Below are 12,799 nucleotides of genomic sequence, written 5' to 3'. Positions count from 1 at the left end.
TTTTCATGTGAGGCCGGCCTCGGCCGCCACCGGCGCAGGCCGCTGGCGCAGTCCGGGCGCGAGTACGAGCGAGACCGCGACGGAGGCCGCCGCCATCACGGTCATCGCCGTGGCCGTGGAGGTCAGCTGGGCTATCGCGCCCGCGAGGGCGGCGGCGACGCCCTGCATGGTGAGCATCCCCGACGAGTGCAGACCGAGGGCCTGCCCGGTCATCGTGCTCGGGGTCAGGGCCATCAGCCGTTCCTGGAGCAGCAGACTCGCCGCGAAGCCGACGGAGGCGAGCATGACCAGGAACACCGCGAAGGGCAGGCCGGGCCGCAGGACGAAGAGCAGGTAGGGCACGGCGAGGAGCAGCTGCGCCGGGGTGGTCAGCCGGCCACGCCACCGTTGCGGGAGGAGCCGGCCGGCCACGGTGTCCCCGACGAGCATCCCGAGCGCCGCGAAGGCGAAGAGCAGGCCCGCGTGCCCGGGGGAGTACGGCACGAAGAGCGACTCGCAGCCGACGATCAGCCCGTTGGGCACCCAGAGGGCGAGGTAGATGTACCGGCGGGGCCTCGCGGACCACAGCTCCGCGTTGATCCGCCAGGTCTCCTTCGCGGACGCCCGTCCGGTGGCGCGCGGCGGGCGGCGGGCGAGGCCGAAGCGGGCGACGGCGGCGCCCGCCAGATACAGGGCGGCGGCGACGAGCAGCGTGCCGCGCGGCGACAGCGCGGTCAGCAGGACGCCGCCGACCGCGAAGCCGCCGACCTGCATCAGCCCGGTGCACATGTTCAGCACGGAACGCCCCAGCAGATAGCCGTCCTTGGGCAGGATCTCGTTGAGCAGGCCGTACCGCACCCCGCCGCCCACGGCGGCGACAGCCCCCTGGCTCAGGATGATGGCGAAGAGTGCGGGGAGCGGGAGCCCGGGGGCGGCCAGGGCGGCGGTCCCGAGGCCGAAGGCGAGCGCCATCCCGCTCAGCGCGGCGCGCGGCGGCAGCCGGTCGGCCGCCGACATCAGCACGGTCGCCCCGAGCACCTGGGCGAGCGAGGAGCCGAACATGGAGAGCGCGGACAAAAGGGGAGAGCCGGTCGCGGCGTAGACGAGGGTGGCGAGAGCCAGACCGCTCATGGTCGAACCGGCGGCCTGCAGCGCGCCGGTCGCGAAGAGAGGTCCGAACTGCGGCACCCGGAACAGTTCCCGGTAGGTGAGCATGCCGGGAGTCTCGGCGCCGCTTCCGCACGGACGTTACTGTTTCGCCCGGAGGCGAAACCATGGGCTGGTGGCAGGTCAACGCGGACACCTTGGCGAGCAGCAGATTTGTCGTATCGCCGCTGGCCGAGGCCACCGCGACTCTTCAGGCCCTGGAGGGCGGAACGGCCGCGAACCCGAGCGAACGCGCCTGGTTCGACGCACACCGGCCCGCCTACCGGCAGCGCATGGCACAGGACCCGGTCACCGCGCTTCTCGTGCGGGTCGCGCTGGGCGGCCATTGGAACGCGGACTTCGTCACGCCCACCCCCACCGGCGAGGGCGACCCCGATTTCGGGCGGGAACTGGCGCGGGTCCGCGAGACCCCGTCCGAGGCCGCCCGGGCGGATCTGGAGGTGTCGTGGGGCGGCCCGCTCCCGGAGCTCCTGCACCGTCCGGATCTGCCGGAGAGGGCGGCCGCTGTACTGGAGTGGGTCTGGCAGCGTGCCGTGCTGCCAGACTGGCCGCGCCGCCGCCGGATCATCGAGGCGGACATCGTGGCGCGGGCCGGGCAGCTGAGCCAGCGCGGCTGGGCCGCCGCGCTGGAGGACATGAAGCCGGGCATGCGCTGGCTGGGGGAGAATCGGCTCCAGGTCAACGCACGCGACTACCCACCGCGTGAACTCACCGGCGTACAGCTGCTGTTCGTGCCCGTCACGCACCGGCAGGGCTGGCTCTCCTGGGACGAGGAGGCGCGGCGGTACGCCGTCGTCCATCCCTGCTCGGGCGTGCTGTCGGATGCGGGCCGGGCCCTGGTGCCCGACAGTCTCGGACGGCTGCTCGGGGCGGGCCGGGCGGGTGTCCTGGTCCTCCTCGACACCCCCAAGAGCACGACTCAGCTGGTGGCCCTGACCGGCCAGGCGCTGGGCTCGGTGGGCCGCCACCTGAAGGTCCTGCTCGACGCGGGCCTGGCAGGGCGCCGACGGTCCGGACGCTCGGTGCTCTATTTCCGTACGGGCGCGGGCGACGTGCTCGTGGAGGCCCAGCAACAGGGTTGAGCAGCAGGCTCGTTGCACCGGCCGCCCGGTGTCAGGCGTCGGCCGGGGTGACCCATTCGACGAACTGGATGATCACGCCGTTCGGGTCGGTGATCTGGAAGAGGCGCTCGCCCCAGGGCTCCTCCCGCAGCGGCATGGTGATCGCCACGCCCTCGGCCCGCAGTCGCTTCTCCTCGGCATCGAGGCCGGTGAGCGTGAAGGCGAGGATCAGGCCGGAGGCGTGCTGATCGCGCTGCTCGGTCGGCAGGATCTCGATGCCCCGGCGCAGCAGGACGATGTCGACCGCGGCGTCCTCGCGGGTGAGCGAGGCGAACCCGTCGGCTGCGGCCGTTTCCTTGTAACCGAGGTGTGCGGTGAAGAACGCCTGGGACGCGGCGACGTCGTCGACGGTGAGCGAGAGGGTGGAGGTGGAGATATGCAAGGCCGACTTCTTTCGTTCGAGGCAAACTTACGATGGACGTAACTTTAGGGCGGGAGTGGCTTGGGTGTCAATGTAAATGTGCTACGGATGTAAGATTCCCTCATGGGTATCGAAACGAGCGTCGAGTCGGGCACCGAGGTGATGGGCCTGCGGGAGTCCAAGAAGCGGGAGACGCGACAGCTGATCTCCGACCATGCGACCAGGCTCTTCATCGAGCAGGGCTTCGAGCGGACGACCATCGCGGAGATCGCCGCCGCCGCTCGCGTGGCCAAGAAGACGGTCACCAACTACTTCCCGCGCAAGGAGGATCTGGCACTGGACCACCAGGACGAGTTCGTCGCGGGCCTGGCGCGCACCGCCGCCGCCCGGCCGACCGGTGAATCCGTCATCGCCGCGCTCCGCGACGCCTTTCAGGCCGCCGTCGCCGCCCAGGATCCGGTAGCCGGTTTCGCGGGCCCCGAGTTCTCCCGGATGATCGCCGACAGCCCCACCCTCTCGGCCTGCCTGCGCGGGTTGCACGACCGGCGCGAGGACGCGCTGGCCGCCGTCCTGGCCGAGGCGACCGGCGCCGCCGTCGGCGGCATCACCCCGCGTACGGCCGCGGCCCTGCTCGGGGCCGTCCACCGCACGCTGTTCCAGCGCATTCAGGACCTCACCCTCGCCGGCCGCACCAACCCCGAGATCGCGGCCGTCCTCGGGGACGAGACCACCCGCGCCTTCGGCCTGCTCGAACCGGCACTCGCCGACTACGCCGTGGCCTGATCCTGCCGGAGATGCCCCGGACCGGTCGCGGACAGAACCGCCTCGACCGTCTCCTCCACCGACTGCCCCGAGGCGTCGATCCACGTTCCCGAGTCACCGAGCTCCGCGCGCAGCGCATGGTCCAGGGGCGCCCAGTTGGTGGTCAGCACCTTGTCCCGGGTCCAGTGGGCCACTCGTTCCCGCTGACGATCAGGTCCTGGAGTGCGTCCACGTCGATGTGCGCCGACCTCCGCAGCCGCGCGGCCAGCGCGGCGGCCACCGTGGACTTCCCGCTGCGGGGATCGAAGCTCACCGGCCGCCCCGCTCGCCGGGCGCAGCCGCTTCCAGTTCGTCGATGCTGCCGGACATGATCGTGCGTACGTGCTCCGTGATGTGCTCGGCGGTCCAGTCCCACCAGGCGACGGCGAGGAGGCGGGCGATGTCCCCGTCCTCGTACCGGGTCCGGATCAGCTTGGCGGGGTTGCCGCCGACGATGCCGTAGTCCGGTACGTCGGAGACGACCACCGAGCCGGAACCGATGATCGCGCCGTGCCCGATCCGTACGCCGGGCATCACCGTCGTGCGGTAGCCGAACCACACGTCGTTGCCGACGACGGTGTCGCCCCGGCCGGGCAGCCCGGTCAGCAGGTCGAAGTGGTCGGCCCAGGAGCCGCCCATCGTGGGGAACGGGAACGTGGACGGGCCGTCCATACGGTGGTTGGCGCCGTTCATGATGAACCGCACCCCGGTGCCGATCGCGCAGAACTTCCCGATGACGAGCTTCTCCGGCCCGTAGTGGTACAGCACATTGCGCGTCTCGAACCCGGTCGCGTCGTCCGGGTCGTCGTAGTACGAGAACTCCCCGACCTCGATCAGCGGCGAGGTCACGAGCGGCTTCAGCTGCACCACCCGTGGCTGCCCCGGCATGGGGTGCAGCACCGTGGGATCGGCGGGTACGAGGCTCATGCGCGCTGCTTCCGACGGGTCTGTACTGCGGACGAGCACTCATGATGGCAGCCGGCTCCGGACGGCCGCACGCCCATTTCCGTGCGGCCGCCACGTCCCGGCTCAGGCCCGCAGGCCGTCCCGCGCGCTCGCGGCGATGTCCGGGAAGTCCGTCACGACGGCGTCCACACCCTGCTCGTAGTGGAAGGCGTACTCGGCGAACGCGTCACCGAACTCGGTCGGCGCGGTGCCCCGACGGTACGGGGCCGGCAGGTACTGGTTCTCCGCACGGAAGGTGTACGCACCGACCTTCAGGCCCGCCGCGTGCGCGTCCGCCAGCAGCGTGAGCGGCGGGACGAGCGAGGACTTGTCCGGGCCGATCCAGTCCGCGTAACGGGCGATCTCGCGCAGCCCGGCGGGCGTCATCATCTCCTTGTACGTGAGCGTGTGGCCGTACGGACCGCCGCTCGTGCCGAGCGCCTGCCAGAGCGGCAGCCCGAGCCGGGCCTCGGCCACCCGGTGCAGGCTGGACGGTTCGAAGGACTGGACGACGCATTCGCGGGCGCTCAGCCGGTTGCGGCGGATGACACGGATCAGTTCCGGCTCCAGGGGCAGCCCGATCGACCGGAAGTACGTGGGGTGCTTCGTCTCCGGGAAGACCGCGATCCGGCGGCCGTGCTCCTTGGACAGGGCGCGGGCCAGATCGATGACCTCCTGGAACGTCATGACCTGCTCGCGGCCGTCGAAGACCGTGTTGCGGTTGCGGACCAGCGGCAGCCGCTCCACCGCCCGCAGGGTCTTCAGCTCGGCGAGCGTGAAGTCCTCCGTGAACCAGCCGGTGACCGCCTTGCCGTCGACGGTCTTCGTGGTGCGGCGGCCGGCGAACTCCGGGTGCGCGGCGACATCGGTGGTGCCCGATATCTCGTTCTCGTGGCGCACGACCAGGACGTGGTCCTTCGTCGGGACGAGGTCGGGCTCGATCCAGTCGGCCCCGGCCCGCACCCCGAAGGTGTACGCGGCGGCGGTGTGCTCGGGACGCCAGCCGGCCGCACCCCGATGACCGATGACCAGCGGGCCGTGGCCCTTCTCGGAAGCGACGGAAGTGACGGAAGCGACGGCGGGGGTCGCCGCCGCGGCCGTCACCGCGGCCGTGGCCAGGAGTATCGAGCGTCGTCTCGGGGTGTGGTTCATGCGGAGCTCCTCGGGGTGAGCGGAAGGACCACCAAAGCGATGGGGGGTTACGGCTCGAAGTACGGCGCCCGGCTGCTTCATGTACGGGTGTGTGCACGGGCGTTGGCCAGGCGCACCAGGTGGTCTTCGTACGCCTTCGCGTAGAAGGCCGCCCGTGCCGGATCCGGCACGACGACCGAGGTCGGGGCCGTCCACGCCGCCGTGTCCAGCTCCACCCCGAAGCGCTGCGCCCCCGCGAGCACCGCACCGCGCGCACCCACCTCGCCCTCCACGATCCGCACCGGCCTGCCCAGCACATCGGCGAACAGGCGCATCCAGGCGGGGGAGCGGGTGCCGCCCCCGCACAGGGCGAGCGTGCCGGTGAGGCCCGCGGCCTCCAGACAGTGGCGGGCGGCGAAGCCGATGCCCTCGCAGACGGCGCGGATCAGGTCGCCCGGGGTGGTTTCGAGGGAAATGCCGCTGAATTCGGCGCGCAGACGCGGTTCGACGAACGGGGCGCGTTCGCCGGAGGGCGCGAAGTAGGGGAGGACGCGGACACCGTGCGCGCCGGGCTCGGTCGCGGCGAGCAGGGCGTCGACCTCCGTGTGCCGTACGCCGGTCGTGGCCAGGACCCAGTCCAGTGCGGCCGTGCCGACCATCGCGGGCATGGCGCGCAGCCAGTGGCCCGGGTGGTCGGTGGAGATGTGCAGCCCGGCCGGTTCGCCGGTCAGATCGAGGTGTTCCGTGGCGACGAGCGCGGCCAGGCAGGTGCCGACGATCAACAGTCCGTCGCCGGGGCGGGTGACGCCCGCGCCGAGGGCGGAGGCCGGAAGGTCGTACGGGCCGTTGGAGATCCGTACCCCGGAGGGGAGTTCACCGATGGCGACCGGGTCGCTGACCGGGGGCAGGAGCGCGGAGCGGTGGGTCAGGCCGAGTGCGGCGACGACCTCGGGGGAGTACGTACGGGTCACCGGGTCCAGGAACGGCATCGACGCATCGGACACATCGGTGGCCCGGACCCCCGTCAGGCGCTGGAACACCATGTCCTTGCAGTACAGGGCCGTGGCCGCCCGGTCCAGGGAGGCAGGGTCGTGGCGCTCCAGCCAGGCCAGTACGGGGCCGGGGCAGCCCGGGAACATCGCGCTCCCGGTGCGCCGGTAGACGTCCTCGAAGGCCCCCGACGCCAGCCAGGTGTCCACGAGTTCGTGGGCCCGCCCGTCCATCCAGGAGATCGCTGTACGGACCGGGCGGCCCTGCGCGTCCACCAGCCACACACCGTCGCCCTGGCCGGTGAGCCCGGTGAACGCCACCCCTTCGGACCCCAGTGCGGCCAGGACCTCGCAGACGGCCCCGTACACCTCGTCCATGTCCTGCTCGACGAACCCGTCGCGGATGTCCAGCCGGACGGGGCGCGACTCGACGGCGAGCGTGCGGCCCCGCTCGTCGAACGCGGCCGCTTTCACCATGGAGGTGCCGACATCGATCCCGACGTATCTGGTCATGGTGGGTGACCTCCGGTCAGAGGGAGTGGGCGGGCGGTTCGCCCCGCACGTAGCGGGCTACCTCGGCCGCCGCGATCCGGGTGGCCTTCTCGGCGACGGCGCGGCTGGCGCCCGCCACATGCGGGGTCATCAGCAGATGAGGCGCACGGAAGAGACGGGATTCGGCGGGGGGTGGCTCCTGCTCGTAGGTGTCGAGCGCCGCTGCCCTCAACTGCCCCGATTCCAGGGCGTCGCAGAGTGCGTCGGTGTCCAGGAGGCCTCCCCGTGCCGCGTTCACCAGCACCGCGCCACGGGGCAGCAGGGCCAGTTCGCGGGCGCCGATCAGATGCCGGGTCTCCGGGGTGAGCCTGGCGTGGAGTGTGAGGACGCGGGAGCGGGCGAGCAGCGCGTCCAGGGACGGGGCGCGCATGCCGTGGACGTCGCCCCGGACATACGGGTCGTACACCTCGACCTCGGCGCCGAAGGCGGTGAGTGCACGGGCGACCCGGCTGCCGACCGCGCCGTAGCCGATCAGGCCGACCGGGGCGTCCTCCAGCTCCAGACCGCAGTTCTCGTACGTGTAGTGGGAAGCGTCCCAATGGCCCGTCCCGTGCAGCGAGTGGTGTGCTTCCGGGATGCGGCGCAGGGCCCCGAGGAGGAGGCCGACGGTGAATTCGGCGGTGGCCGCGGCATTGCGCCCGGGTGCGAAGCAGACGCGGACACCGCGGGCCCGGGCCGCCTCGGCGTTCACATTGACCGGGCCGCCCCGGCAGACGACGACGAGCCGCAGAGCGGGCGCCGCGGCCAGCACCCGCTCGGTGAACGGGCCCATCTGCGTCACGCACACCTCGACGCCGTCGAGGGCGCCGATCAGTGCGTCCTCGGCGTTGCTCGCCTCATCGACCTCGGCGACCTTGCCGAAGGGTTCGAGGGGCCAGGGGAGGGTGAGTTCGGTGAGATTCAGATCCGGGCCGAGGGCGTGGCGCAGTGCCTCGACGATCAGCGAGTTACGGACGAAATGGTCACCGGCAGCCAGAATCCTCATCGCAGGGCGTCTCCTGTCTCGGCGTCGAAGACATGGATGTGCTGGGGGTCGGCGGTGACCCGGACGGTGTCGCCCCGGTCGAGTCGCACCACGGGACCGGTCTGCACGACGAGCGGACCGCTCACCCCGTCGAGCGCGAGCGTGGCGATACCCGTTTCGAGGAGGGGTTCGTGGGCGCCGACCCGGGCGCGTACCCCCGTACCGCCGAGGGTGAGGTCCTCGGGGCGGATGCCCAGCACCACATCGCGGCCATCGGCCGGCCGGTGCGGTACGGGGATGGTCACGGTGTCCGAGAGCCGTACGCCCCCGCCCAGCGCGACCCCAGGAAGGAGGTTCATCGCGGGCTCCCCGACGAAGTCGGCGACGAACAGATTGGCCGGAGCGTCGTAGATCTCTTCCGGTGTGCCCAGCTGCTGGATCTCGCCGTCCCGCATCACCGCGATCCGGTCGGCGAGCGACAGCGCCTCCTCCTGGTCGTGCGTGACGAGGATGGTGGTGTGCCCCGAGTCCCGCTGGATGCGCTTGAGTTCGCGGCGTGTGGTGTCCCGTTGACCGGCGTCCAGATGGGAGAGCGGTTCGTCGAGCAGGAGGACGTCCGGCTCGCGGATCAGTGCGCGGGCCAGTGCCACGCGCTGCTTCTGTCCGCTGGAGAGACCGGCCGGGCGGGCTCCCAGGAGGGCGGAGATCCCCATGCGCTGCGCCATCGCGGCAACTCGGTCCCGGATCTCGGCCCGCCCGTACCGCCGTCGCGCCGACAGCCCGAAGGCGAGGTTCTCGGCGACGGTGAGCGGCGGGTAGAGCGCGTAGTTCTCGAACGCGACCCCGATGTTGCGCTGCTGGGCCGGGAGCGGGACGACCGAAGAACCGCCGATCAGGATGTCCCCGCCCGTGACGGTCTCCAGGCCGGCGATCATCCGCAGTGTCGTGGACTTCCCGCACCCCGACGGGCCGAGCAGGCCCAGTAACTCACCGGACCGCAGCTCGATATCGATCGCGCGCACCGCTTCGACCGGGGTACGGCCCCGCCCCGTATACGTCTTGCGCAGTGCGCGCAGGGCCAGTTCAGTCACCCTTCATCGCCGCCTCCGGGTTCGTCTCCGGTCCCGCAGACCTCGTACGGAACCTTGTGCTCGTCCAGATCGCGCAGCGCCTCCGCGGACGCCCCGTCGTCCACCAGCACCAGATCGAACCGGGACAGCGGCGCGAGCCGGTGCAGGGCGACGCGGCCCAGTTTGGAGTGGTCCAGCAGCAGTACGTTCCGGGCGGCCGAGTCGAGCATGGCCCGCTTCACGGACACGATGTGCTGCTCCTGGTGATACGCGAATCCGCCCGACACGGCGGACGTCGAGGTGAAGCAGACATCGACCTGAAGGGACTGCACGGCCTCCACGCACGAGACCCCCAGGAAGGAGGAGTGCAGGGGGTCGTAGTCGCCGCCGAGGGCCATCAGGTGGATGCCGCGCTCCTGCGACAACAGGGTGATCGCTTCGAGGAAGTTGGTGACGACGGTCAGTGGGGTGATGGAGCGCAGCCTGCGCGCGATCTCCAGCGTCGACGTCGAATCGTCGAGCATCACCGCCATGCCCGGCTCGATGAGCTTCAGCGCCCGCTCGGCGACCGCGGCCTTCTCGGCACGCATCGTCTTCAGACGGTAGGCGACGTTCGACTCGAAGACACCCGACGGCTGTGCGGTGACGCCGCCGCGGAACTTGCGGACGATGCCCTGCCGTTCCAGCTCGTCGAGGTCCCGGTGGATGGTCATCACGCTGACGTCGAACCGCTCGGCCAGCTCGGCCGCGCTCACCTCACCCTCGGCGAGGACGTACTCGGCTATGGATGCCTGGCGGGGGGCGGGGCCGCGCTGCGGGAGGCTGCTCATGGGCTGATCCTTCGTCCTGGTCTCTCCGGCCGGTCGGCCTCGAACAGCAGCAGGTTCTCAGGTGGTACGGAGAGCCGGACCGGATCGTCGGGGCGCAGCCCTGCCGCCTCGGCGCGCGGTACGACGAGGGACAGCTGCTGTTCGCCGATCCGGACGGTGACCTCGGTGGCCCGGCCCAGCACTTCGGTGATGTAGACGGAGCCGTTGAACCGGGTGCCCGGACCCTCGTGGAGCCTGATGTCCCGGGGCCGTATGCCCAGTTGGACGGCCGTGCCCGGCGGCGCGGGCACGGCCAGTGGCGCTTCGTACGCCCCGTCCGCCGCCCGGAAGTGCCCCTCGCCCGTCACCGTCCCCGGCAGCAGATTGATCCGCGGCCGGCCGAAGGACTGGGCGACGAAGGTGTCGTACGGGCGGTGCCACAGCTCCTCTCGGGTGCCGGTCTGCACCATGCGGCCGTCCCTGATCACCCCGATCCGGTCGCCGAGCGCCAGTGCCTCGACCGAGTCATGGGTGACATAGAGCGTGGTCGTCCGCCGGACGGAGGCGATCGCCCGCAGTTCGGCGCGCATCGCCTGCCGCAGTTTGGCGTCCAGATGGGACAGCGGTTCGTCGAGCAGGAAGGCCCGTGCCGGACGTACCAGCACCCGGCCGAGCGCGACCCGTTGGCGCTGCCCGTTGGAGAGCCGGCCCACGGGACGGTCCAGCAGCCCGCCGATCCCCAGGAGTTCGGCGGTCGCCCCGACCCGCTCGTGCACCTGGTTCGCGGGGAGGCGGTGGCGCGGCGAGCGGAGCGGGGAGGCCAGATTGTCGTATGCCGTGCGATGCGGATAGAGGGCGTACGACTCGAAACACATCGCCACCCCCCGGTCGTACGGCTCGATGCCCGACATGTCCCGGCCGCCCAGTTCGACCGTGCCGGACTGTGGCTCCTCCAGACCGGCGATCGTCTTGAGCGTGGTGGTCTTGCCGGCGCCGGACGGGCCGAGCAGACAGAAGAACTCGCCCTCCGCCACGTCGAGTTCCAGCCCGTCGAGCGCGGTGTTCCTCCCGTACCTCTTGTGTACGGAACGCAGGGTGATGGCCGCAGGACCGGTCATGACTTCACCGCCCCGAACGACAGGCCCCGCACCAGATACCGCTGAATGGTCAGCGCTAGGAGCAGCGGCGGGACCACCGACACCAGAGCCGCGGCCGCCGTCAGGTTGTACTTGGGCCGGTCGCCGCCGAGGAAGGACAGGGCGCCCACCGTCACGGTCTGGGCGTCCGACGACGTCAGGATGAGCGGGAAGACGAAGTTGTTCCACGCGAAGATGAACGCCAGCAGGGAGACGGCCGCTATACCCGGCTTGACCAGGGGGAGCGCGACCTTGAAGAACGCCTGCTTACGGGTGTAGCCGTCCAGGAGAGCCGCCTGTTCCAGCTCGGGGGAGAGGTCGGAGAAGTACGAGCGCATGATCCAGACGATGAGCGGCAGCGTCACCAGCTGGAGCACCCACACCATGCCGACGTACGTGTCGAAGAGCCCCAGCTTCTGGTAGAGCACGAACAGCGGGATGATCACGGTGAGTTCGGGGGCGAAGCGGAACGAGAGCAGGGTGAACATCAGGTTCTCCGAGCCGCGGAACCGCCAGCGGGCCGCGGCGTACGCGGCGGGCAGCCCGATCACCAGCGAGAGGCCGACCGCGCCCAGCGACACGACGAGACTGTTGACGAAGAACCGCAGGAACGGCACGCCCTGGTCGTCCCCGGCGCCGAGGACCGTGCGGTACGAGTCGAAGGTCGGGGTGAACGAGAAGTACGTACTGAACAGCTCGTTCGTCGGCTTCAGCGACAGGATCACCATCCACGCGATGGGGAACAGCGCGAAGACGAAATAGAGGATCAGGGCCCCGTCGGCAGCCACGGACAGCAGTTTTCGCTTCACTTGGGCACCTCCGCCGCCCGGTTCTGGATCCGGCCCAGATAGCGCACCAGCACCATCGTGACCAGGTAGACCACGGCCCAGAGCACGATCATGTAGCTGATGCCGAACGAGTAGCGCTGGAAGCGGATCGCCTCCAGATACGCCCGGATCTGGAGCACCACCGTCGAGTCGCCCGGGCCGCCCTCCGTCAGCGCGTAGATGATGTCGAAGACCTTCAGCGAGTCCATGAACCGGAAGATCACCGCGACCAGGACGTACGGCCACAGCATCGGCAGCGTGAGACGCCGGAAGGTGAACCACCAGCCCGCCCCGTCCACCGCCGCCGCCTCGAAGGGCGAGGTGGGCAGCGAACGCAGCCCCGCCAGCGCGAGGATCGCGACGAACGGTGTGTACACCCACACATCGACGGCGATCGAGGACAGCAGCGCACCCGTCGGGGTGTCCGTCCACTGCACGCCGCCGAGCCCGAACGGCTCCAGCAGATGGTTGATCACACCGACCGAGGGCTGGAGCATCAGCTTCCACATGATCGCGGCGATCACGGGCGCGATCATCAGCGGCAGGATCAGGATCTTCTCCAGCACCCGCCCGACCATGCTCGCCCGGTGCAGCAGCAGTGCCACCGAGACCCCGAGCACCGTCTCGACGGCCGCCGCGCCGACCGCGTACAGGACCGTCACCCACGCCGAGTCCCAGAACGAGGACTGGCTGAAGATCCGCCGGTAGTTCTCGATCCCCACCATGTCCGGCTGCGGCTTGCTCGCCGCGAAGTCGAACACCGTGTAGTAGAGGCCGAGGCCGAACGGATAGAGGATGCCGCCCGTCAGCAACAGGGCGGGCACGATCAGCAGATACGGCCGTAGCGAGCGGCGCCACCCCGGCACGGATCGCGCCGCCCGCTCCTTTTGTTCCTCGTCCGAGGCCGCCCCGTGGCCGGTCTCAAACAGGGAAACCATCCGTGCGGG

Annotated in this window: 15 protein-coding genes; 2 read left to right on the top strand and 13 right to left on the bottom strand. The window is 70.6% G+C overall.

Going from position 1 to position 12,799, the window contains the following annotated elements; translation table 11 throughout:
• Positions 1-3: 3 nt before the first annotated feature.
• Positions 4-1,194, bottom strand: a complete 1,191-nt coding sequence (locus ACFT7S_RS09900; RefSeq protein ID WP_382729305.1) for an MFS transporter — start codon at positions 1,192-1,194, stop codon at positions 4-6.
• 59 nt (positions 1,195-1,253) lie between these two features.
• Between ACFT7S_RS09900 and ACFT7S_RS09895 the strand changes: the two genes are divergently transcribed.
• Positions 1,254-2,228 carry an ArsR/SmtB family transcription factor gene (locus tag ACFT7S_RS09895; protein WP_382729303.1) on the top strand — a complete coding sequence of 325 codons (975 nt, stop codon included), beginning with the start codon at positions 1,254-1,256 and terminating at the stop codon, positions 2,226-2,228.
• A 31-nt stretch (positions 2,229-2,259) separates the two neighbouring features.
• Here the strand turns inward: ACFT7S_RS09895 and ACFT7S_RS09890 are convergent, their stop codons facing one another.
• The gene (locus tag ACFT7S_RS09890) at positions 2,260-2,649 is read right to left on the bottom strand and encodes a VOC family protein (RefSeq protein WP_382729301.1); all 390 of its coding nucleotides are present in this window, start codon (positions 2,647-2,649) and stop codon (positions 2,260-2,262) included.
• Between the two features lie 102 nt (positions 2,650-2,751).
• On the opposite strand from ACFT7S_RS09890, the gene ACFT7S_RS09885 reads away from it, so the two are divergent.
• Positions 2,752-3,411 (top strand): TetR/AcrR family transcriptional regulator, encoded by a 660-nt coding sequence (locus tag ACFT7S_RS09885; RefSeq protein ID WP_382729299.1) that lies wholly within the window; start codon positions 2,752-2,754, stop codon positions 3,409-3,411.
• Here the strand turns inward: ACFT7S_RS09885 and ACFT7S_RS09880 are convergent.
• The 11 genes from ACFT7S_RS09880 to ACFT7S_RS09830 all read right to left on the bottom strand — a co-directional run bounded on the left by ACFT7S_RS09880 (position 3,396) and on the right by ACFT7S_RS09830 (position 12,790).
• Entirely contained in the window at positions 3,396-3,560 is a 165-nt protein-coding gene (locus ACFT7S_RS09880) for a hypothetical protein (protein ID WP_382729297.1), read from the bottom strand. The two genes, ACFT7S_RS09885 and ACFT7S_RS09880, sit on opposite strands and share 16 nt — an antisense overlap.
• Positions 3,554-3,703, bottom strand: a complete 150-nt coding sequence (locus ACFT7S_RS09875) for a hypothetical protein (RefSeq protein WP_382729295.1) — start codon at positions 3,701-3,703, stop codon at positions 3,554-3,556. The genes ACFT7S_RS09880 and ACFT7S_RS09875 overlap by 7 nt, the downstream gene beginning before the upstream one ends.
• Entirely contained in the window at positions 3,700-4,356 is a 657-nt protein-coding gene (locus ACFT7S_RS09870; protein ID WP_382729293.1) for a CatB-related O-acetyltransferase, read from the bottom strand. Before ACFT7S_RS09870 ends, ACFT7S_RS09875 begins: the two co-directional genes overlap by 4 nt.
• Positions 4,357-4,458: 102 nt before the next feature.
• Positions 4,459-5,526, bottom strand: a complete 1,068-nt coding sequence (locus ACFT7S_RS09865; protein WP_382729291.1) for a glycerophosphodiester phosphodiesterase family protein — start codon at positions 5,524-5,526, stop codon at positions 4,459-4,461.
• Between the two features lie 77 nt (positions 5,527-5,603).
• Positions 5,604-7,007, bottom strand: coding sequence for an FGGY family carbohydrate kinase (locus ACFT7S_RS09860; protein WP_382729289.1), 1,404 nt, complete (start codon positions 7,005-7,007; stop codon positions 5,604-5,606).
• Between the two features lie 16 nt (positions 7,008-7,023).
• On the bottom strand, positions 7,024-8,031 hold the full coding sequence (locus ACFT7S_RS09855) for a 2-hydroxyacid dehydrogenase (protein WP_382729287.1): 1,008 nt from the start codon (positions 8,029-8,031) through the stop codon (positions 7,024-7,026).
• The gene (locus ACFT7S_RS09850) at positions 8,028-9,101 is read right to left on the bottom strand and encodes an ABC transporter ATP-binding protein (RefSeq protein ID WP_382729285.1); all 1,074 of its coding nucleotides are present in this window, start codon (positions 9,099-9,101) and stop codon (positions 8,028-8,030) included. The genes ACFT7S_RS09855 and ACFT7S_RS09850 overlap by 4 nt, the downstream gene beginning before the upstream one ends.
• Positions 9,098-9,910, bottom strand: coding sequence for a DeoR/GlpR family DNA-binding transcription regulator (locus tag ACFT7S_RS09845; protein ID WP_382729283.1), 813 nt, complete (start codon positions 9,908-9,910; stop codon positions 9,098-9,100). The genes ACFT7S_RS09850 and ACFT7S_RS09845 overlap by 4 nt, the downstream gene beginning before the upstream one ends.
• On the bottom strand, positions 9,907-11,007 hold the full coding sequence (locus tag ACFT7S_RS09840; RefSeq protein WP_382729281.1) for an ABC transporter ATP-binding protein: 1,101 nt from the start codon (positions 11,005-11,007) through the stop codon (positions 9,907-9,909). The genes ACFT7S_RS09845 and ACFT7S_RS09840 overlap by 4 nt, the downstream gene beginning before the upstream one ends.
• The gene (locus ACFT7S_RS09835) at positions 11,004-11,834 is read right to left on the bottom strand and encodes a carbohydrate ABC transporter permease (RefSeq protein ID WP_382729279.1); all 831 of its coding nucleotides are present in this window, start codon (positions 11,832-11,834) and stop codon (positions 11,004-11,006) included. The genes ACFT7S_RS09840 and ACFT7S_RS09835 overlap by 4 nt, the downstream gene beginning before the upstream one ends.
• A complete protein-coding gene (locus ACFT7S_RS09830; RefSeq protein WP_382729277.1) occupies positions 11,831-12,790 on the bottom strand; it encodes a carbohydrate ABC transporter permease in 960 nt (319 codons plus the stop codon). Before ACFT7S_RS09830 ends, ACFT7S_RS09835 begins: the two co-directional genes overlap by 4 nt.
• Between the last annotated feature and the right edge of the window lie 9 nt (positions 12,791-12,799).

It is taken from the genome of Streptomyces sp. NPDC057136 (assembly GCF_042670885.1).
Classification (GTDB): Bacteria; Actinomycetota; Actinomycetes; order Streptomycetales; family Streptomycetaceae; genus Streptomyces.
The sequence above is the reverse complement of the archived record's forward strand: the minus strand, read 5'-3'. Positions and strand labels throughout refer to the sequence as shown.